This is a genomic window from Streptomyces sp. NBC_01431, from assembly GCF_036231355.1.
Lineage (GTDB): Bacteria > Actinomycetota > Actinomycetes > Streptomycetales > Streptomycetaceae > Streptomyces.
In genome coordinates this window covers 8,047,334-8,067,342 of record NZ_CP109496.1, presented here as the reverse complement: position 1 = coordinate 8,067,342, position 20,009 = coordinate 8,047,334, and the positions used below count along the sequence as shown (strand labels likewise).

The 20,009-nt window shown below is 68.6% G+C and carries 17 protein-coding genes and 4 pseudogenes; 11 read left to right on the top strand and 10 right to left on the bottom strand.

The annotated features are described in order from the left end of the window. Positions 1 to 24 precede the first annotated feature (24 nt). From OG522_RS36755 to OG522_RS41400, 5 genes and pseudogenes are all read left to right on the top strand, one after another. The gene (locus OG522_RS36755; protein ID WP_329467344.1) at positions 25 to 1,290 is read left to right on the top strand and encodes a cytochrome P450; all 1,266 of its coding nucleotides are present in this window, start codon (positions 25 to 27) and stop codon (positions 1,288 to 1,290) included. Between the two features lie 312 nt (positions 1,291 to 1,602). Then, the gene (locus OG522_RS36750; RefSeq protein WP_329467343.1) at positions 1,603 to 2,358 is read left to right on the top strand and encodes a 3-hydroxybutyrate dehydrogenase; all 756 of its coding nucleotides are present in this window, start codon (positions 1,603 to 1,605) and stop codon (positions 2,356 to 2,358) included. 58 nt (positions 2,359 to 2,416) lie between these two features. After that, the gene (locus tag OG522_RS36745; RefSeq protein ID WP_329467342.1) at positions 2,417 to 3,814 is read left to right on the top strand and encodes an MFS transporter; all 1,398 of its coding nucleotides are present in this window, start codon (positions 2,417 to 2,419) and stop codon (positions 3,812 to 3,814) included. A gap of 101 nt (positions 3,815 to 3,915) precedes the next feature. Further along, positions 3,916 to 5,835, top strand: coding sequence for a helix-turn-helix domain-containing protein (locus OG522_RS36740; RefSeq protein WP_329467341.1), 1,920 nt, complete (start codon positions 3,916 to 3,918; stop codon positions 5,833 to 5,835). A gap of 121 nt (positions 5,836 to 5,956) precedes the next feature. Further along, positions 5,957 to 6,097, top strand: a pseudogene (locus tag OG522_RS41400) (IS701 family transposase); the annotation flags it as partial. A 16-nt stretch (positions 6,098 to 6,113) separates the two neighbouring features. Here OG522_RS41400 and OG522_RS36735 read toward each other — a convergent pair. Together OG522_RS36735 and OG522_RS36730 are read right to left on the bottom strand one after the other, a co-directional pair. Next, positions 6,114 to 6,260 (bottom strand): hypothetical protein, encoded by a 147-nt coding sequence (locus OG522_RS36735; RefSeq protein ID WP_329467340.1) that lies wholly within the window; start codon positions 6,258 to 6,260, stop codon positions 6,114 to 6,116. Between the two features lie 50 nt (positions 6,261 to 6,310). Then, positions 6,311 to 6,588, bottom strand: a pseudogene (locus tag OG522_RS36730) (hypothetical protein); the annotation flags it as partial. Between the two features lie 716 nt (positions 6,589 to 7,304). Here OG522_RS36730 and OG522_RS41395 point away from each other — a divergent pair. After that, a pseudogene (locus OG522_RS41395) lies at positions 7,305 to 7,924 on the top strand (transposase); the annotation flags it as partial. Positions 7,925 to 8,375: 451 nt separating this feature from the next. Continuing rightward, entirely contained in the window at positions 8,376 to 8,612 is a 237-nt protein-coding gene (locus OG522_RS36715; RefSeq protein WP_329467338.1) for a hypothetical protein, read from the top strand. A gap of 481 nt (positions 8,613 to 9,093) precedes the next feature. Here OG522_RS36715 and OG522_RS36710 read toward each other — a convergent pair whose 3' ends face one another. From OG522_RS36710 to OG522_RS36695, 3 genes and pseudogenes are all read right to left on the bottom strand, one after another. Beyond that, positions 9,094 to 11,082, bottom strand: a complete 1,989-nt coding sequence (locus OG522_RS36710; RefSeq protein WP_329467337.1) for a transglycosylase domain-containing protein — start codon at positions 11,080 to 11,082, stop codon at positions 9,094 to 9,096. A gap of 586 nt (positions 11,083 to 11,668) precedes the next feature. After that, positions 11,669 to 12,590, bottom strand: a pseudogene (locus OG522_RS41390) (IS30 family transposase); the annotation flags it as partial. Positions 12,591 to 12,801: 211 nt separating this feature from the next. Then, positions 12,802 to 13,128, bottom strand: coding sequence for a hypothetical protein (locus tag OG522_RS36695; RefSeq protein WP_329467334.1), 327 nt, complete (start codon positions 13,126 to 13,128; stop codon positions 12,802 to 12,804). A gap of 236 nt (positions 13,129 to 13,364) precedes the next feature. Between OG522_RS36695 and OG522_RS36690 the strand changes: the two genes are divergently transcribed. Further along, positions 13,365 to 14,543 (top strand): PP2C family protein-serine/threonine phosphatase, encoded by a 1,179-nt coding sequence (locus OG522_RS36690; RefSeq protein ID WP_329467333.1) that lies wholly within the window; start codon positions 13,365 to 13,367, stop codon positions 14,541 to 14,543. An 18-nt stretch (positions 14,544 to 14,561) separates the two neighbouring features. Here OG522_RS36690 and OG522_RS36685 read toward each other — a convergent pair whose 3' ends face one another. Next, complete coding sequence (locus OG522_RS36685) at positions 14,562 to 14,840, bottom strand: hypothetical protein (protein WP_329467332.1); 279 nt, start codon at positions 14,838 to 14,840, stop codon at positions 14,562 to 14,564. Between the two features lie 324 nt (positions 14,841 to 15,164). Here OG522_RS36685 and OG522_RS36680 point away from each other — a divergent pair, with 324 nt between their 5' ends. After that, positions 15,165 to 15,353, top strand: coding sequence for a DEAD/DEAH box helicase family protein (locus OG522_RS36680; RefSeq protein WP_329467331.1), 189 nt, complete (start codon positions 15,165 to 15,167; stop codon positions 15,351 to 15,353). Here the strand turns inward: OG522_RS36680 and OG522_RS36675 are convergent. The 3 genes from OG522_RS36675 to OG522_RS36665 form a co-directional block, all read right to left on the bottom strand. Beyond that, positions 15,348 to 16,142, bottom strand: a complete 795-nt coding sequence (locus OG522_RS36675; protein WP_329467330.1) for a hypothetical protein — start codon at positions 16,140 to 16,142, stop codon at positions 15,348 to 15,350. The genes OG522_RS36680 and OG522_RS36675 overlap by 6 nt on opposite strands. 119 nt (positions 16,143 to 16,261) lie before the next feature. Further along, entirely contained in the window at positions 16,262 to 16,996 is a 735-nt protein-coding gene (locus OG522_RS36670) for a barstar family protein (protein WP_329467329.1), read from the bottom strand. Next, positions 16,941 to 17,567, bottom strand: coding sequence for a Mu transposase C-terminal domain-containing protein (locus tag OG522_RS36665; protein WP_329467328.1), 627 nt, complete (start codon positions 17,565 to 17,567; stop codon positions 16,941 to 16,943). The genes OG522_RS36670 and OG522_RS36665 overlap by 56 nt, the downstream gene beginning before the upstream one ends. 90 nt (positions 17,568 to 17,657) lie before the next feature. On the opposite strand from OG522_RS36665, the gene OG522_RS36660 reads away from it, so the two are divergent. Together OG522_RS36660 and OG522_RS36655 are read left to right on the top strand one after the other, a co-directional pair. Then, a complete protein-coding gene (locus OG522_RS36660) occupies positions 17,658 to 17,966 on the top strand; it encodes a transposase (protein WP_329467327.1) in 309 nt (102 codons plus the stop codon). Next, entirely contained in the window at positions 17,963 to 18,880 is a 918-nt protein-coding gene (locus tag OG522_RS36655) for an IS3 family transposase (RefSeq protein ID WP_329467326.1), read from the top strand. Before OG522_RS36660 ends, OG522_RS36655 begins: the two co-directional genes overlap by 4 nt. A gap of 241 nt (positions 18,881 to 19,121) precedes the next feature. Here the strand turns inward: OG522_RS36655 and OG522_RS36650 are convergent, their stop codons facing one another. After that, the gene (locus OG522_RS36650; RefSeq protein ID WP_329467325.1) at positions 19,122 to 19,988 is read right to left on the bottom strand and encodes an NmrA family NAD(P)-binding protein; all 867 of its coding nucleotides are present in this window, start codon (positions 19,986 to 19,988) and stop codon (positions 19,122 to 19,124) included. Between the last annotated feature and the right edge of the window lie 21 nt (positions 19,989 to 20,009).

The following is a 20,009-nucleotide window of genomic DNA, read 5'->3' as shown; positions in this document are numbered from 1 at the left end:
AGACACGAGTGAGGGAGCCACACCATGACCCCAACCATCCAGCAACAGCACTTCCCCACGGAGCTGTTCGCCCACGCCCTGCGCTACGAGAACCGCGCCGACCCCTACCCCGCCTACGAGCAGCTGCTGCAACAGCCGGTGGTACAGATGGCCGACGGATCCTGGCTGGCGACCGGACACCGCGAGATCAGCCTGCTGCTCCGTGACCCGCGGATCAGCGCCGACCGCCTCAACCCGCAACAGCAGCCGATCCGCAAGAGCCTGTTGATGGAGGACCCGCCCCGCCACGACCAGCTGCGCCAGGCGGTGACCCAGCAGTTCATCCCGCGCATCATGGGCATGCGCGACCACATCGACACCCTCGTCACCGAGCTACTCGACGCGCACACCAGCGAGCAGCCGGGACAGCTGGACGTGGTCGCCGACCTCGCCTACCCGCTGCCGGTCACCGTCATCTGCGAACTGCTCGGCGTACCGCGCGAGGACGAGCGCCTCTTCGGCTCTCTCGCCCGCCGCCTGACCCGCGGCCTGGACCCCGTCGACACCCAGACCGAGGAGGAGATACACGAACTCCAGCAGGCACGCACCGAGTTGGTGGAGTACCTGGAGGGGCTGATCGCACGGCACAACGCCGACGGCGGCAGCGACCTACTGGCCGGCCTGATGAACGACCAGAGCCCCGACGGACCGATGGACGCCATCGACCTCCGTGTCACCCTCGGCCTGCTGCTCATCGCCGGTCACGAAACCACCGTCAACCTCATCGCCAACGGGACCCTCGCCCTGCTGCGCCACCCCGACCTCCTCGCCCGCCTGCGCACCGACCCCGACCTGGCCACGCCGCTGGTGGAGGAGGTGCTTCGGTACGACCCGCCGGTGCAGATGTCCGGACGCAGCACCCTGGCCGACATCGACATCGCCGGGACCACCATCCCCAAGGGCTCACGCATCCGCCTGCTCCTGGCCGCCGGCAACCGCGACCCGCGGCGCTTCACCGACCCCGACCAGTTCCTGCCCGACCGCGCCGACAACGCCCATCTCGGCTTCGGCGGCGGCATCCACTACTGCATCGGCGCCACCCTCGCCCGCGCCGAGGCCCAGATCGCCCTGACCGCGCTCGCCGGCCGCCTGGTCTCTCCCCGCCTGGCCGCCGACCCACCGCCTTACCGCGAAAACGCCATCCTGCGCGGCCCGGAACGGCTCCCGGTCGCCTTCGAACGGCTGCTGCCGATACGTAGGGTGGGTGATCTTCGCGGTCCCGTCCCGACCTTGCAGGAGCGATGCCCATGATTCTCGTGTCCGATCCCATCTTCGGCGAGGTGGAACTCACTGGTTCGGCGATAGAACTGGCCCGCTTGGCAGGCGCAGTGGCCGAGGGCGCGGGATTCATCAGCTCCAGGTCTGCGACGCGACGCGACGCGGCACATCGCCCCCCGGGTGGCTGTTCCCGGTCCGCCAGCGGTTCGCCATTGCGCAGGATCGCTGTTGGTAGAAGGGGCTGTGGGCGCTGAGCGGTATGGGCTGTGCTGCCACATCCCGTCGCACGACTGTGGGGGAGGTTCACATGGGAGAGCGTGACCTGCATCCCTACGGTGACCCGGTATGGAGAGCACTCACTTCCTTGTCGGCCGTACGGCTCTGATCACCGGGGCTGCGAGCGGCATCGGACGCGCCTGCGCGTTGGCCTTCGCCGAGGCTGGCGCGCGCGTCTACCTTGTCGACCGGGCGATGGACGCGGCCAAGGCCGTAGCGGACGAGAGCGGCGGGACCGCCTTGGTGGTCGACCTGTCCGACCCGGAGGCGGTCGACGGCCTGCCGGACGACGCGGACATCGTGGTCAACAACGCCGGGCTGCAGCACGTCGCCCCCGTCCACGACTTCCCGCCGGAACAGTTCGCCCTGATCCAGCGGGTCATGGTTGAGGCACCGTTCCGCATCATCCGCCGCACCCTGCCGCACATGTACGCGCAGGGGTGGGGGCGGATCGTGAACATCTCCTCCGTGCACGGCCTGCGCGCCAGCCCGTACAAGGTGGCGTACGTCGCGGCGAAGCACGCGCTGGAAGGCATGAGCAAGGTGGTCGCCCTGGAGGCGGCCGCGCACGGCGTGACCAGCAACTGCGTCAACCCCGGATACGTGCGTACCCCGCTGGTCGAGCAGCAGATCGCCGACCAGGCGCTCGCGCACGGAATAGCCGCGCAGGACGTGGTCGAGCAGGTGATGCTCGAACGCTCCGCCATCAAGCGGCTCATCGAGCCCGGGGAGGTGGCAGCGGCCGCGCTGTGGCTGTGCGGCCCGCACACCGGCTACCTGACCGGCGCCTTTCTGCCCCTGGACGGCGGTTGGACCGCTCACTGACCGCTTCTTAGCTGCCCCACCCCCATCCCATCAACAACTCTCACGAGACGGTGACACCATGGCCGGCATTCCCGCCGCTGCGAATGCTCCCGCCAGACCCCGCGGCCTGGGACGCGTGGTCGGAGCGAGCCTCATCGGCACGACGATCGAGTGGTACGACTACTTCCTCTACGGCTCCGCCGCCGCGCTGGTCTTCGGCAAGGTCTTCTTCCCGAAGTCCGATCCGCTGACCGGCACGCTGCTCGCCTTCCTCACCTACGCCATCGGCTTCGCCGCTCGGCCCATCGGCGCGCTGGTCTTCGGTCACTTCGGCGACCGGATCGGCCGCAAGAAGCTGCTGGTGGTGAGCCTGCTGATGATGGGCACGGCAACCACGCTCATTGGATGCCTGCCGACCTACAACGCGATCGGCGTGGCCGCTCCGCTGCTGCTGACCACCCTCCGTGTGATCCAGGGCTTCGCGCTCGGCGGAGAGTGGGGCGGCGCCGTCATCCTGGTCTCCGAGCACGGTGACGCCAAGCGGCGGGGTTTTTGGGCCTCCTGGCCGCAGGGTGGCGCCCCGCTCGGCAACCTGCTCGCCGTCGGTGTGCTCACCCTGCTGACTTCGGTGCAGTCCGACTCCGCGATCGTCTCCTGGGGTTGGCGCATCCCGTTCCTGCTCTCCGCGCTTCTGGTCGGCGTGGGCCTGTGGATCCGCATGTCGGTGGAGGACTCCCCCGTCTTCCAGGACGCCCTCGCCCGGGCCGAGACCCACAAGGCCGAGCAGACTGCCGAGCCCGCCCCGTTGTTTGTTGTGCTGCGCCACCACTGGAAGGACGTCCTGGTGGCGATGGGCGCCCGGATGGCGGAGAACATCTCCTACTACGTCATCACGACCTTCATCCTCGCGTACTGCGTGGAGCACCTGAAGATCAAGGAGCACACCGCACTGAACGCGGTGCTGATCGGCTCCGCGATCCAGTTCTGCCTGATCCCGCTCTTCGGTGCCCTGTCGGACCGGATCGGCCGCAGACCGGTGTACCTGGCCGGGGCAATCGGCATGGCGGCGTGGATCTGGCCGTTCTTCTCCCTGGTGGACACCAAGAGCTTCCCGGCGCTCGCTCTCGCGATTACCGTGGGCCTGGTCTTCCACAGCGCCATGTACGCCCCGCAAGCGGCGTTCTTCGCCGAGATGTTCGGCACCCGGGTGCGCTACTCCGGCGCGTCCATCGGCGCCCAGTTCGCCTCGGTCGCCGCAGGAGCCCCCGCGCCGCTGATCGCCACCGCCCTGCTGGCCTCCTACGGAAACGCCTCACCGATCTCCCTGTACGTGGGCGTCGCTGCGGCGATCACCATAGTCGCGCTGCTGTTCGCCAAGGAGACCCGTGACCGCGACCTGGCCGCTGTCGCTCCCAGCTCCGGCAGCGCACCGGCGAGCAGTGAACGCGATCTGGCCCCGAGCCGAGCCGACTACTAGCCTGTCGTCCACCGCAGACGCCGACCGGCCCAGCCCTGTGACGGGGCCACGCCGGTCGGCACATCCCACCCAATCATCCACGTTCGACGATGACGGCGGCCATGTCCGACCACGCTTCCCCCACCATCCACCGCCTGCTGGAACTCCTCGCGAAGGACGCCACCGCAGACGAACTCGGCCGCCCGCTGGCCGATGCCCGCGCCGCAGGCGCGGACCCGAGCGAACTCGACAAGATCGAGCGGGTGGCCTCGCTCGCGCTGAGTGTCCACCGCACCCTGACCCAGCACCGCCGCCGCGAGGCGGAACTCGCCGCGCTGTTCGACACCGCCGGCGACCTCGCAGCCCTACGCGACCTGGACGCCGTGCTGCGCTCGATCGTGCACCGCGCACGCCTGCTGCTGGGCACCGACACCGCCTACCTGACGCTCCCGGACGAGCGAGCGGGCGACACCTACATGCGCGTCACCGACGGGTCCGTCTCCCCCCTCTTCCAGGCCCTACGCGTGCCGCTGGGCAAGGGATTGGGCGGCCTCGTCGCCCAGACCGCCCGCCCCTACGTCACGGCCGACTACCGCACCGACGACCGGTTCGCGCACACCGACCCCATCGACGCCGGAGTCCTCGACGAGGGCTTGGTCGCCATCCTCGGTGTCCCCCTCCTCCTCGGCTCCAGCACCACGGAGGGCGGCAAGGTCATCGGCGTGCTGTTCGCGTCCGACCGCACCCCACGCACCTTCTCGCCCGACGAGGTCGCGCTCCTGTGCTCTCTGGCCGCTCACGCCGCGATCGCCATCGACACCGCACGTGCCCTCGACGAAACCCAGGCCGCTCTCGCGGAACTCGCCCACGCCAATGCGGTCATCCGCGCGCACGCCGCCGCGATCCAGCGCGCCGAGGAGGCCCACGACCGCCTCACCGACCTCGTCCTGCGCGGCGGAGGAACGCGTGATGTCGCGGCAGCCCTCGCCGAACTCCTCGGCCACCCGATCAGCGTCCACGACCCGGCCGGCAACCGGCTCGCGCAGACCGGAACCGCCCCCGACCTCTCGATCGAGCCCGACACGATCGCGGAGGCCGCAGCTGCCTCCCGGGCAGCCGCCCACGCAGTCCGACTCGACACGCACTGGATCTGCGCCGTCCTCGCCGGGCCCGAACTCCTGGGCAGCCTCGTCCTGCTCGACCACCCGGACCTGCAGGACGCGGACCGGCGGCTCTTCGAACGCGCCAGCGTGGTCACAGCACTCCTGCTCCTGCTGCGACGCACCGTCGCGGAGACCGAGAACCGCATCCGCGGCGAGCTTCTCACCGAATTGCTCACCACACCCGACCGCGATCCAGTCGGGCTCATCGACCGAGGACGCCGCCTCGGCATCGACCTCGAACGCCCACACCTGCTGCTCGTCGCCGAATCCGCCGCCCGGGCCAGCACCAAGCTGTCCACCGCCGGCGTGCAGCATCTCTTCGGCCGCCGCGGCATCAGCGCCGAACACGACGAGACCATCGTCATCCTCCTGCCTCAGGACGAGACCGCGCCCGCCGACGCCGCCAGGACGGCCTCCGCGCAGCTCACCCACCTCACCGGCGCCGCCGTCACAGTCGCGGCTGCCGGACCCTCCGCCGGCCCTGCGGCGCTCGCAGCCGCGCACGCCGAGGCCCGGCGCTGCCTGCGCGCCATGCACGTCCTGGGCCGCACAGGCGAAGGCGCGAGCGTCGCGGACCTCGGCTTCCTTGGCCTGCTCCTCGGCGACAACCACGACGTCGCCGGCTTCGTCGACTCCGTCCTCGGTCCGCTGCTGGACTACGACGCCCGGCGCGGCAGCGACCTCGTGGGCACCCTGCGCACCTACTTCGCCAGCGGCTGCAACCTGACCCGGGCCAAGGACGAACTGCACATCCATGTCAACACCGTCGTCCAGCGCCTCGACCGCATCGAATCGCTCCTCGGGCCCGACTGGAACACCCCCGACCACGCGCTCGAACTCCAACTGGCCCTGCGTCTGGCCCTGCTGACAGGCAAGTGACTGCTGACAGCGGCCGAGGTTACCGGTAGTTCGTTAAATCCGCCGGTGGTGTGGGTTGACGGGCAGGACTGGTTGGCCGTAGGCCGGTGAGAGGAGCCAACGTCCTTGTCAGGCGCTGAAGATGACCGCTCGCCGTCTGTGTCCGCCTGCGCCGGTGTCTGTTGGAGGACTACGCGGCCCGGTTCGACGACCTCTGCTTCAGCCTGGCCGGCGGCGGGGCTTTCGCGAGTACCTGACAGGGCTGCCGGCGCCACGGGAGCGCCCGCAGGGGGCCGGATTCAGGCTTCCTCCTCGGTCGACTGCGGTGCATGCCCATGGGCGTCAGCGAGATAGACGCGCAAGGCGTCGGCGACCAGCGCCGACAACGACGTGCCCGACTCGATGTTCCCGGCTTCTGCGGGCTGGCCGGCGTTGGTCAGGTCCAACGCCCGTTGCCGCCGCCGGTGGCGGCCAGGAACTCGGCGCCGAGGATGATGCCCAGACCGGGCATGCTCGTGCGCTTCCAGGCCTGGGTGCCGGGCTGATCGACCTCGAAGATCCGCAGGCGGGAGGCGAGTGGGCCTGCTCAGCGATCAGATCCTCGATGAAACGAGCGCGGGCGACGATGGCCGCCCGGAACCCGCTGGTGGCTTGCGGGTCCATGTCCGGGCGGGCGCGCCAGTCGCCGCCGGGGGCCGCCAGCCGCAGGCCGATCTCGTCCTCGATGACATTGCTAGCACCCGAGCAAGCCAAGTACGGGTTCGCCGTCAACATCGTCTTCCGGGCGGCCCTGTGGCGCGGGTCGTCAGCACAGCAGCACCGATGTCGATGCCACACGGCGCACCGTCACGCGAGCCCGTCGCCGATCCGGCACTCACCCAGGCCCGACGCGAGGTGTGTCCGACTGCCTGACGCTTGAACCTGTACCGAGCGGGCGGGGGCGAGCGTGGGGGCCTGCACCACTATGAGGGATCACCCCGCTCGTCACGGTCGACACCCGTGTGCCCAAGCTGCTGAACTACGACGCGACCGCCGGGTACGCGAATCAGGGCTACGGGTACGTCCCCACGACCTGGCGATGAGGAGCGGCTTCAGTGCTGCACTCGGCGCACCTGCGGACGTGCCGCCTGAGGTGCCAGGGCCACACCCGCGGACGCGATGTCCGGCGGCACCGGGGGCCGCGGGTGTGGTGGGTTGCGCGGTCACGGAGTGACCAGCGGCCGGTGGCCTGACGGCGCTGGGGAAGCTCTGGAACGACCGCAGAGCCCCGCTGCGACGAGACCCTGGACTGGTGTGCCTACGGGGGGGTGCCCCTCTCTCTTTGGTCAAGGGTCGTGGGCCGCGTCCACGGACGTGGTGTACGGCGGGTTCGTGAGGCGGTCACTGGTCAGGGTGGTTTGACTGGACGTGCGGGTGGTCTTGGGCATAAGGAAGCGGCCATCGGATGAGCCTCCGGACGTATCGATCAAAGTCCGTCCCTGGAGGTCGCGATGACCGCTCGGCACAGTGGGCCCTTCCCTGAGTTGCTGGAGGACTACCTCGCCCCGGCGAGTCCCGATCTGGTGCGGCAGATGCTGACCACGTTCGCGAACGTGTTGGTGAGCGCGGAGGCCCCGGACCAGTGCAACGCCGAGTACCGTGAGGTCAGTCCGGAGCGCGTCAACCGGGGCAATGGCTACCGCCGCCGCGAGTGGGACACCCGCGCCGGCACGGTCGAACTGGCGATGCCGCGGCTCCGCGAGGGCAGCTACTTCCCGGAGTGGCTGCCGGAGCGCCGCCGTCGTTCCGAGCAGGCCCAGATGTCGGTGATCGCCCCTGCTATGTGCTTGGCGTGTCCACCCATCGGGTCGAGGGGATCGCGAAGGACCTCGGCGTAACCCAGCTGTCGAAGTCTCAGGTGTCCGCTCTGGTCAAGCACCTGGACGTCCAGCTGGATGCCTGGTGCAACCGGCCGCTGGACGTCGGCCCGTAGGCCTTTGTGTGGGCGGACGCGCTGACGATGAAGGTCCGCGAGGGCAGCCGGGTGGTGAACATCGCCTGCCTGGTCGCGGTCGGTGCCACCGCCGAGGGCCGCCGTGAGGTGATCGGCTTGGACGCGGTCACCAGCCAGGGCTGATTCATAGTCCTGTTGGGTCCAAGAACCAGCAGATCACAGGGATGTGACGAACCTTCACTACGGCGGCCCCGCACGCAACGAAGGTCCGATGATCAAGGGGACCTACCAAGTCGCCCCATCACCGGAGCTCCGATGTGCCGCCAGTCTGCCCCCGTCTGTCTGATCAAGTCGCCTCCCGTCAGCCGTGAACTGCCGTACAGGGCCGCCCGGTTGAGTGCCCTGCCCGATCCGCGTCACCGGCGCGGACGGCAGCACACCTGGCCTCGGTCATGCTGACCGCCGCCCGCGCGGTCCTGGCCGGCGCCCGCTCCTATCTGGCGATTGGGCAGTGGGCTGGCCATGCACCCCAGGCCACCCTCCCCCGCCTGGGGTTTCGTGCGTGCGGGCCGCTCGGTGTGCGCCGGCCGGCCTCGCTCTCCACTGTGCGCCGGGTGCTGGTCCTGGTGTGTCCCGGCGGGCTCGCCGACCTGCTCGGCCACGGCCCGGCCGGGACGGAGACAGTCGCGGTGGACGCAAGAGCGCCCGCGGCTCGCGCACCGATGCCGCGCCCGCCGCCCATCCGCTGTCCGCCGTCACGGCCGCCGGCCGTATCGTCAGCCAGCTGCGGGTGCCGGACAAGACCAACGAGATCTCCGCGTTCACCGCTCTGCCGGCCCCGTTCGACATGGCCTCCACGTGGTGACCGCCGATGCCCTGCGGCCCGCACCACGGGCACCTTCGGGCATCAAATACTCCGCGCGGCCCGGCAGTGCCTACCGCAGGACGGCTGGGCGGAACACGCAGAGATGTCATCGATATCAAGCGTCAGGTCTGGAGGGGCTGGTCGCCCGGCTCCGGATCGCCGTTGCCGAAACCGACACCCCCGTCCTGCTAGAGGCCGTCGAGGGCGAGGGCCGGGCGAGTGAGCGGGTGCGAACCTTGTATCTCGCCGCCCGGCGGACCGCGCCGCTCAAGGGCTACGGCGGAAACCGGCTCCAGCAACCCCTGGCACAGGCAAACCGAGTCGAGGATGTCGAGTCTTCGCGGCGACGCCAGCCGGGCATGACTGTGTCAACGGGGCGGCTCTGGTCCCACGAAGTAGGACCAGAGCCCGCACAAACCCGACACTGAACCGTTTCGGGCCCGGTAGGCACCACGCATCATCGATACCCCGGCAAGCTCTACTACCCGGCCTTGGCGGGAGTGCAGCCGCGCGGGTTCGCATCCATGTAGTCGCCCCAGATCTTCGCTGGAAAGGCGTTCCCCCGCTGTCCCCCGTCACCGCCCACGTCCGACATCGACAGCAGCTTGCCGTCCGTGGGCTGCATGCGGAACATCGTCACGGCGGTGGAGGTGTTCTTCGTCCAGCCCACGAACCAGGCCGACTTCAGGCGGTCCTGGTCGCCGGTGCGGCCCGCCGCGACGGGAGCGCCGACGGCACACTCCGTGTCACCGACGAACATCCTGCTCCCCGCCTCGCGCAGGGCGTCGCCCACCTCGTCGGCGACCTCTCGGGGCAGGGCGCGCCGGGCCTTCGTGCGGCTCTCGAAGCCGCCCACCGACTCGTCGTCCTTGACGAGCTTGGTCACCGAATAGGGGTCGTTCTGCAGGCCGTGGTTGGCGAAGGTGCCGTACGCGCCCGCCATACGGATCGCACTGGGCGTGGACGTGCCGACGGAGAAGGTGTCCTCCAGCGGAGCCATGCTGTTCTCGAGCAGGCCCGAGCGGATCGCGATGTCCTTCACCGCCTCCAGTCCCACCTCCTTGCCGAGGCGGACATACGTGGCGTTTCCGCCCGTTGCCAGGGCTTGGCTCAAGCTTGGGTGGGAGCTGTCCGGAGCCGCCGTGGCGGACGCGCTCTGGAGCTTGCCGGCGTTGCCGTAGAAGTCCCCGGAGTGCACGGACGTCCGATCGCCGTCCCTCCTTTCCGTGCCGTACTGAAGAGCTGCCGCGAGGACGAACGGTTTAAAGGCCGAGCCGACCGGCACGCCGAGAGTGTCGGCGTTGTTGGTGAACTGTTTCGTCGCATCGGGTCCGCCGTAGAGGGCGAGGACGGCACCGTCGGAGTGGCGTACGGCGGCGGCGCCGACCTGGATGTTCCGGTCGGCCTCCCGGTTCCTCGGGTCGATGTCCTTCGCCAGGACGGATTCGACGGACGCGGTGAGCCGCTCCACCTGCTTCTTGTCGAACGTGGTGTGGATCCGGTAGCCGCCGTGTGCCAGGTCCTGGTCGGTGATCATGGAGTGTGCCTTGATGTATTTATTGGCGACGTCGACGAGATAGCCGGTCTGGCCCGCGAGGTTCGTGGCCATGGACTGCTTGTCCGGCTCCGGGAAGGTCCGGTGCTTGTCGCGCTCCTGCTGCGACATCAGCCCGGCCTCGACCTCGCGATCGAGGATCCACTTCCAGCGGTCCTCCGCACGCTCGTGGTTGGCGCGGCTCGTCGCCGGGTCGTAGAGTTCGGCGCCCTTCAGCAGCGCGGCCAGCGCGGCCCCCTGGCCCGGCTCGAGCTGCCTCGCCGGAATGCCGTAGTACGCGTGCGCGGCGGCCTCGATCCCATACGCCCCGCGGCCGAACCAGCTCGTGTTGAGGTAGCCCTGGAGAATGTCCTGCTTGCTCTTTGTCCGGTCGAGCTTAAGCGAAATGATAAACTCCTTGGCCTTTCGGGTGAGAGTTTGCTCCTGCGAGAGATACATGTTCTTCACATATTGCTGAGTGATGGTGGAACCACCCTGTGTCTCCTGCCCCTCCACCGCGCTGGCAGCGGCCCGGAAAATTCCCTTTAGAGAGACTCCGGGGTCGCTGTAGAAACTCTCATTCTCGGCAGCAATCACCGCGTTCTGCACGGATTCCGGCACGTCCGAGAGGTGGACGATATTGCGGTTCACCTTCCCCAGACTCACCATCTGGGTACCGTCCGCCCAGTAGTACGTGTTGGCCTCCTGGACGGCGACGGCGTTCTCGTCGGGGATGTCCACACTCGCATACGCCCAGGCGAACAGGCTGACCAGAGCGCCCACAGCGAGCACGACCGTGCCCAGCACCAGCCGCCACGACGGCAGCCAGCGGCGCAGGCCCCTTCTCCCCCGGCGCGGATAGTCGACTAACCTCCTGCCCCGCGAATGACGCCTCGCCGGATTTTCTCGGCTGTCCTGCCGCTGCCTCTTGCCCACGGTCCGACCAATCCCTGGATATCGGTGTCGCCGGGAAGACGAACGGGGCACACCGAACGGTTGGCCGCTTTTCATGAGCGTCCCATGACGGGTCCATGACCGTTCCATGACAGCTGCTTCTACGAGAGTTCCACGACAGCTGAGGTTGTCACCACACGAACACCTGGAGCGGGCGTGGGTGAAGTGGCGCACCAACGACACCATCGATGCCTCGTGTGCCCGCTGCCCTGGGCCCGGTGCACCGGCCATGGGCAGTCCGGGTCCTCCTGGACGGCGAGCCAGTGGTGACCTCGCCACGCCTCGATGTGGTGCGCGCCGCCCAGGTCGCCCACGCCGTCGCTGGCCACCTCCTGCCCCGCAAAGCCGGCCCCGGCCGCCGGGCCACAGCCGGTGAACAGGCGGTGGCGCAGGGGTTGGTGGCTGAGGTACGGGTCGCAACGAGCCGCCACCGGATGGTGCGTTTGGTCCGGGTCCGGCCGGCGGACTGATGTCGTCCAGCGAGGTCGGGCCGTACAGCCGGATGGCGACGGTGGCCGAGCTGACGTTCCTGGCCCCCCATCCCCACTGTGCGATCTGCGGCCGCCCGTCCGGCGGTGATGGCCTGGTGTTCGGCTATCTCCCGGCCGCGGTCCCAGGTGAGCGTTCGACGCAGTTGGGGCGAGACGCTGAGGAGGCTTCTGGTGAGGTGCGGGGTGACTTGCTCGGCCTTGATGCCGTCCGGCAGCGCGACGATGGCCGTGTAGCGGCTGGTGCGTTCGACCAGCGTGGCGACTGCCGAAGGCCGGGTGCGCATCACGAGGTCGCCCTCCCAATGGCCGGGGACCTTGCGGTCCTCGACCTCGGCGGGGCGGGCGGTGATGGACACCATGCCGCGGATGATGCCGCGCCCGGTGGGACGGCGGGCGATCTTCGGGCGGCTCATGGGCCGGGCTGACCTCAGCCGCTGAGTGAGACTGCGGTCGATCGCCTGGCACCGGCGAGGGTCGTAAAGCGAGAGGTAGATCGCTTCGTGCGAGACCTGCATGGCGGTGTCACCGGGAAACTGGCGGCAGCCATCCTGCGATCTGCTCGGGTGACCAGCACATAGCCAGCTTGGCCTCCACCAGGGCGCGTAGAGCGGGCCGTTGGGCGAGCTTGGCCCGCTCGGGCCGACGCCCGCGCGCGTAGGCAGCCGCATCGGCGGACGCGGCTCGATAGCGGTCCCGGCCGCCGTTGCGGGCGATCTCGCGGGAGACGGTCGAAGGCGACCTGCCCAGCAGCTTGGCCAACTGCCGCGCCGATTCCCCGGCGGCGATGCCGCGGGATATCTCTTCGCGCTCGCCGCCGGTCAGATGCCGCTCGGAGCGCTGCCGCGGGGTGAGGCGGACGCCGCCGCTCTGGTACAGGAACTGGCGGACGTGGTGCATCGGTGCCCCGAGCCCTCGCCCGATCAAGCTGAACGACTGTCCCTCGCGCCAGCGTCTCCAGATCTCATCCTGCTGAGCTGACGAAAACCCGTAGTCACGCACCTGTGCCTCCACGATCACATGATCATCCGTGGGTGGTGCGTTGATCACTTGAGGGTGCCAACGTTTTTTGAAGGGCGGAGGTGCGGGGTAGCGTCACGCGGCGCGTTTCCTTTGATAAACGATCTTGACCGATTGACAGGTGATGACCGCTGGGATCAAGGAGACAGCTCGCCTGCGGGATCGGTGTCAGCGGTCCCTGCGAGCATGCGGATCATGAAACGTACCGGGGCAGGGTGCGGGCGACGGCCTGGGCGTGCTCGCGCAGCGAGAGGTCCTGCTTGTCCCAGGTGGCGGCCACGCAGTTGAGGAGTTCGGCCGTGGCGCGCTCCGAATCGCTCGGGTCGCTGGTGAGCAGCGCGGAGCCCACCGACGACGGCCTGCTGCCCGAGACGGTGCTCACCGAGGCCATCGCCGCGGCGATCCTCAACCACCCCGGCTTCGTCACAGCGGACGCGGACTCGCCGCGCGAGGACACCATCACCATCCAGTCCCGTAACCAGGTGCGCCACCTCCTGGTCCTGGGCGTCGACCGCGGCAACGCCCGCGTCCTTGAAGGTCAGCTTGATGCCGGCCTCGGTGATGAACCCACACCGTGTCGCCGCCCGGGTCAGCGTCCGCAGCGGTGTGCGCCCCGGAGGACCTGTTCACCCCGGCCGTCGACGTCGTCTTCGCCTCCGACACTGAGCGCTTCACCTGGCGAGGGAGCGCTTGGCGGGGGTGCCGTGTTGATGTCCTGGGCTCGCAGCCACCCCCAAGGGGGCGCAGGATGGAGAGGTGGCAGCCCCGCAGCGCTTTGCCAGCCTGCGGCAGCCATGGCAGTCCCGCCATGCGCTGCTGGCGATCCCTGTTGTGCTCATCCTGGTGATCACTGTGGTGGACATCCGCTCTCCCCCAGACGTCCATCTGGGACCGGCGCTGGTCATCGCGCCCGCGATCACTGCCTCGTTCGCCGGTCCCCGGCTGACCGGCTTCATCGGAGTTCTGGCCTTGGCAGCCCAAGCGATCATTGGCGTGTTTCACGGCGGGCTGACCACAACGAACCACATAGTGCAGTTGATCACCCTCGCGGTGCTCTCGGTTCTGGTCGTGTTCTTTAGTGCGGTGCGCGAGCGGCGCAGTCGGCAGTTGGCCCAGGTGCGGTCAGTGGCCGAGGCCGCGCAGCACGTCCTGCTGTGGCCGCTCCCGGACCGGATCGGACCACTGCAGGTCGCCTCCCTGTATCTGGCAGCCGAGGACGAGGCCCAGATAGGCGGCGATCTATACGCGGCCACCCGCACCGAGCACGGAACCCGCGTGATGATCGGCGACGTGCGGGGCAAGGGTCTGCCCGCCATCGGTGAGGCTGCCCTGCTGCTCGGCGCCTTTCGCGAGGCCGCCCACCAGCACACCACGCTGCCGAAGCTGGCCGCTGGGCTGGAACAGAGCGTCGCCCGCTACATGGCCGACTTCGAACCAGAGGACGAGGCCGGGGAACGCTTCGCGACCGCCTTGCTGCTGGAGATCCCCGACGAGGACCCCATCACCCGGCTGACCAGCTGCGGTCACCCTCCGCCACTGCTGCTCAGGCCGGGCGAAGCAGTCACCGTTCTCGTGCACCCCGCGCCGCCGCTGGGGGTCGGCCGCACTGGACCGGAGGACTACACCCTCGATGAGTTCTCCTTCGAGCCCGGGGACACCCTCCTGCTGTATACCGACGGCGTCATCGAAGCCCGCGACCCTGCCGGTGGGTTCTACCCGTTCACGGAACGGACAGCCCAGTGGACCGACGCCAGCCCCGAGACGCTTCTGCATCACATCCGGCGCGATCTTCTCGCCCACGCCGGCGGACACCTCGACGACGACGCCGCCCTGATCGCGATCCGCCGCACGACCGCTCCGCATCCGAGCCGTCGCCACGGGGGATCATCCATGGCGGCGGATTCCGCCCCGACTCCGCAACAAGCCAATAAGTAGGCGCGCCGACTGAGATGCTCAGCCTCGCCAACTCAAGCGCTCACTCGCCAGGTGAAGCGCCCGACCACAAGCGGCGAAGTGCGGGCTGCGGCGCAGCGCGTCGGCGACCCGGACCGGGTCGTGGTGGCGTCGAACAGCGGGCTCTTGTCGCGGTCGATGGGCGGATGTGACTGAGCGCCGTGGTTGACGGGTTTCGCCAACCACGGCGCTCAGCGCGACCCGCCCCGCGAGCAGACCCGCTGGGCTGGCGTGCACGGTGTTCTGAGTGTTCTGGATGGTGATGTCCTCGTTGTTCATGTCATCCATCGTTCATGCCAAACCTGACAGAACACGTCACCCTTTTCCGGGGGTCCCCCGCAGCACACCGACCACAGCGCAAACACCGCAGGTGGATGCATGGCATCGCCAACCTGCGGGCACAAGCCCTAGGCCCGCCCCAGGACGGCACGCACCCCTACTCCCGACAAGGACCAAGCTGGGAGGGACCAACCCCGCGTCCGCGGGGAGCAGCCATGGCCGGTGTCCGGCTTCGTGAAGATCAAGTCGCTGCCAAGCACCGCATCCTGAGCAGCTTCGGCTTCCCCGCCCACTCCACCACTCCCCCGCAGGGGACACGCCCCGGTGGTGTCGGCGACCGGGTCCGGGAAGACGTTCACCGCGGCGTCGGCCGCGCTGGACATGTTCCCCAGGGGGCGGGTCCTGGTGCTGGTGCCGACGCTGGACCTGCTGGTGCAGACCGCCCAGGCCTGGCGCCCCACAGGTGGACCGCCGGGTGGGCGGGTGTTTCACGGGCGAACACAGCACTCATGAGCTGAGGTAGTCCTCGGGGCCGGACCCTTCCCTGACGGTGTCGAGGGTGAAGCAGTGGAAGCCGCCGGCAAACAAGCGCCGGTGGCGGTGACGTACGGGAATGACGGTGAACCCGTGCGCCTCCAGAGTCTTCACGAGCCGGGGCGCCTGAGAGTTGGCGATCACGGTGTGCTCGTCGAGTGAGAGGACGTTCATGTCGATGTACAGGCTGGTGAGGGTCAGAGCGTCAGGACCGTAGTCGGGGAACTCGGCGGGGTCGGGTTCGGGAGCGTAGATCTTGTCCCAGCGCCGGAGCGGTTCGGGCAGGTGGGCGAGGACCTCGGGGCCGCGCAGCAGCAGGGTCCCTGGGCGCAGTGGCAGGATCTGGGTGTCGATGTGGTTGCTGTCCAGGCGGTGCACGACGTGGAGGCGGAATCGGTCGCCGAGATGGCGTTGGAGCCAGCGTGCGCCAAGGGCGTGGTGCTCGGTGGCGACGTTGAGCAGGACGTCGCGGCCGAAGCGCAGGCACTGGGCGGCGTCGAACATCATCTCCACACCGGTGCCAGTATCACTGTCGTCGAGCTCGGCGTCTGTGGGGACGTGCTCGGGGTCTTTGGTGCGGGCGTGGGTGAGGTCGAAGGAGCGGTCGGCCATGACCGGACGCGGCATCGACGTCCAGCGGGCGCCCCGCTTGAAGTAGTGCGCGAACACCGGTTTGAGGAGATCGTTTTCGAAGTAGCGGCCACGGATCTGGGGAGCGGTTTCGACGATCTCGTTCCCCAGGATGATCGCCTGATCGCGGATGCTCATGACCCGCCGTCTGATCCGGCCCGTGACCCAGCCGAACGCCGCCGTGCCCCGCCCGCAGCGTCCGCTGCAGGCCGCTTGACAGGCGATTGCCGATCTTCGCTCAAGTCTCGTTCTGCTGTTCACCGCATAAGGACGGTGATGTCGTGGTCGGCGAAGATTTCAAAGAGAACCTGGAGGTCGGCCGCGGTGTCACTGCCCGGTGCAGGATGGTCGGTCAGGTCTGATCTCACGGCGTCCGAGTGCAGCCATTCCAGGATGAACGGGGGCTGGGCGCCGAAGCCTCCTCTGAGGCAGTCGCCCACGGCAGCGAGGTTCCACCCGAAGTACCCGCCGGGGCCGTTGATGGCCTCTCCCAGCGCGCAGTAGAAGCTGTCGACGTCCACGACCTGTCGACCATCCAGGGTGAACACCTGTCCTGGTGCGGCATCTTCGGGGTTCCGGCGACGCTGGTAGTCACGGGACCACAGCGCGACGGACAACCAGGCCTTGCGGCCGATCGCGTCGACGTTCTCCCACAGGCCCTCGCGGTCGAGATTCCCTGTTCGGAGCAGGTCCCAGACTTCCGCCGCCCCAGGGAGTAGTTCATCGCACCACAGACGCACGTCGACATCGAGCAAGCCGTCACCGTGCACGGACGGCCTCGCGGCCGTCGCGGTCACACCGCTGACGAAGTAGGAACCCACTTCGATGCCTTCAGCATCGAGGAACGCCAGATGAGCCCCGCCTACCGTCGCTCGCCGGCTCCCCAGATAATCGAGGCTGGTCAGGAACCTTCCCTGCGGCGAGCACCCCAGCAGTTCAACCTGGCGAAGGCCGTCTTCTTGAGGTACGAACAGCCCGGTGGCGTCCTGCACGGACCCCCAAAATTCGTGATCGTCCTCGTCGCTGGTCACGGCGGGCCTTGCGGGTGGTGGTCGCGGCGGTGTCGGTGATTTCCCGCATCTGCGCCACCATGGCGAACAGGGCGTTCTCGTCGACCTCCGCACGGCCCAGCTCGCGCAGCCGCCGGGCGGCGGCCTTCTGCTCCCATGCGCTGATCGGCGGTCGTGACAGAGCCCGATAGGGGATCTCCACATACGCGGTGCCGTCCGGGTCCAGGACCCAGATACGGCTGATGTCACGCGGATCGCGCCGCAGCACGAACCGGCCCCACCGCTCGCGGCGGGCGATCCACGGTTTGAGCGCGTCGCTGTAGTACTGCACGTGGTCGATCACGAACCCCGACCGCGACAAGGTCCTGCGGATCACCGGCAGGAAGTCCACCAGGAAGGTGGTCTCGTTGGTCACCGTCACCAGCGGCCCCGACGCGGCGGCCTTCTCCGACCAGACCCCGGCCGGAGGGCGGCCCAGCGTCTCGTGGACCTGACCGTGATAGCAGGCCACCGCCAACGCCAGCCAGCCCTGCAACTCCCGTACGGTCAGCACGGCCTTGCCGGGGGCTGATACTGAGCTTCCCCCGAGATGCGGAGTGAGTTGACAGAGGGTCAGATGGGACTCATGAGAGGAACATCGACCATGGCTGCCCCGAGAAAATATCCGCTGGAGTTGCGCGAGCGTGCGGTGCGGATGTACCGCACCTCCGACCCGAGGCCGCAGATCAAGCGGCTGGCCGTCGATCTCGGGGTGCATCCCGAGGCCCTGCGCGGCTGGATCCGGCAGGCCGAGGCGGATGCCGGCGAGCGTGATGACCGGCTGACCACTGACGAGCGGGCCGAGCTCGTGGCTCTGCGCAAAGAGAACGCCCAGCTCAAGCGCTCCAACGATGTCCTGCGGACAGCCTCGGCGTTTTTCGCGGCGCAGCTCGACCCGACCCGGCCCAGGTGACGGCGCTCGTTGATGAGCACCCCCGCTTGGGGATCGAGTGCGTACTCCGGGAGCTCCACATCCCCTCCTCCACCTACTACCGCTGGCGCCGGGCCGAGCGTGAGCCGTGCGAACGGCGGCGCCGCGACGTCGAGCTGACCGAGCAGATCCGCAAGGTTCACGCCGACGCCGGTGGGATCTACGGTTCGCCGAGGCTGCACGCCGTCCTCAAGCGCGAAGGTACCCGCGTCGGCCGCAAGCGGGTCGAGCGGCTGATGCGCGAAGACGGCCTGGCGGGTGTGAGCCCGCGCAGGAAGGGCTTCACGCGCCGGGACCCCAGGGCCACCCTTGCTCCGGACCTGGTCAACAGGAACTTCACCGCGCCCGCGCCGAACCGGCTGTGGGTCACCGACCTGACGATGATCCCGACCGGCGAGGGACCGCTGTGGCTCTCGGCGATCCGCGACGCCTTCTCCCGGCGGGTGGTCGCCTGGGAGACCTCCGCCCGCGCCGACGCGGACCTGGTGCTGACCACCCTCGAGTACGCCCTCGCCTCCCGCGAGGTCGAGCCCGGCACGCTCATCCATCACGCCGATCACGGCTGTCAGTACACGTCCATCAAGCTCACAACCCGGCTGGTGCGGGCGGGAATTGAGGCGTCCATGGGATCCGTGGGAGATTCGTACGATAACGCCCTCGCGGAAAATCTGTGGATGCTGATCAAGACCGAGGGCCTGCGCGGCCGCACCTTCGCCACGAGGGCCGAGGCGAACCTCGCGCTCTTCGAGTACATCGACGGTTTCTATAACTCCCGTCGCATCCAGGAACGGCTCGGCTTCCTCAGCCCGATCGAGTTCGAGGAGAAGCACTACACCGAGCAGGCGACGGCCGAACAAGCGAATCTGAACATCCATCACCCCGTCCCGACCTGCTGATCAGCACCTCTCGCGCAGCGGGGGAAGCTCATACTGATGGGCTCTCGTATTCAACTGTCACCGGTTCCCGCGGAACCCAACCGGCCGGTGACCGTGTGTGATCCCCAGCGGCGTATCGGCTCCACGGGTGCCCAGCCGGGCGGAGATTCACCCGCTTCGCACACCGCCGAGCCGGTGAATGATCATCTGCCTTGTGCGGCGGGACGGTTCGCAGTTTCGTGACCGGGCTTGAGGCGGCGTCTTATCGGCGGAAGTGGGCGTGGTGTTCGTGCAGGAAGGCGTCGAGGGTGCGGGGCGGGCGGCCGAGGATGTCGATGACGGTGGTGGTGGGGGTTTCGGGTCGGGTAATGGCGAGTTGTTGGATCTCCGTCACGTGGTCGGCGAGCCAGGTGGGCATGTGGGCGTTGTGGATGAGGTTGTCGCGCAGTTCGTCCGGGGTGAGGTTGACGTAGCGGATCTGATTGCCGGTCAGGGTGGTCAGTCGTGAGGCGAGAGTGGGGTAGGAGACGGCTTCGGGTCCGGTCAGGGTGTAGGTGGCGCCGGCGATGTCGGGCCTGGTGAGGGCGGCGGCGGCGACGTCGCCGATGTCGCGGCAGTCGATGTAGTTGCAGGGCGCGTCGCCCGTCGTGCCGAGGATGATGCCCTGGGCGACGGTGGGGGCCAGGCGCAGGAGGTTCTGCGTGAACGCGTAGGGGCGCAGGATGGTGTGGGTGAGGCCGCTGGCGCGTAGGTGTTCCTCGATGGTGTGGTGTCCGCGGGAGATGACGACCGGGGAGTCGGGTTCGGCGGCGGGTGCGGAGATCTTGACGATGTGTCCGATGCCGGTGTGGGCGGCGATGTCGATGACGCGGGTTTCGAGTTCGACCTGTGCGGGGCTGTTGGCCATGGCGAGGAAGAGCTGGCTGGCGTCCTTGAAGGCGGTGCGCAGGGAGTGGGGGTCGGTGGCGTCGGCGTACTGAACCTCGACGGGCGGTTGGTGTGCGCCGGTTAGGCCGGGGATCGGCCTGTGCGGGGTGCGGGTCAGTGCGCGGACGGGGGCGCCGAGTGTGAGGAGGCTGTGGAGCAGGGCGTTCCCGGTTGCTCCGGTCGCTCCCATGACAACGATCATCGTGTGCTCATTCCTTGGTGA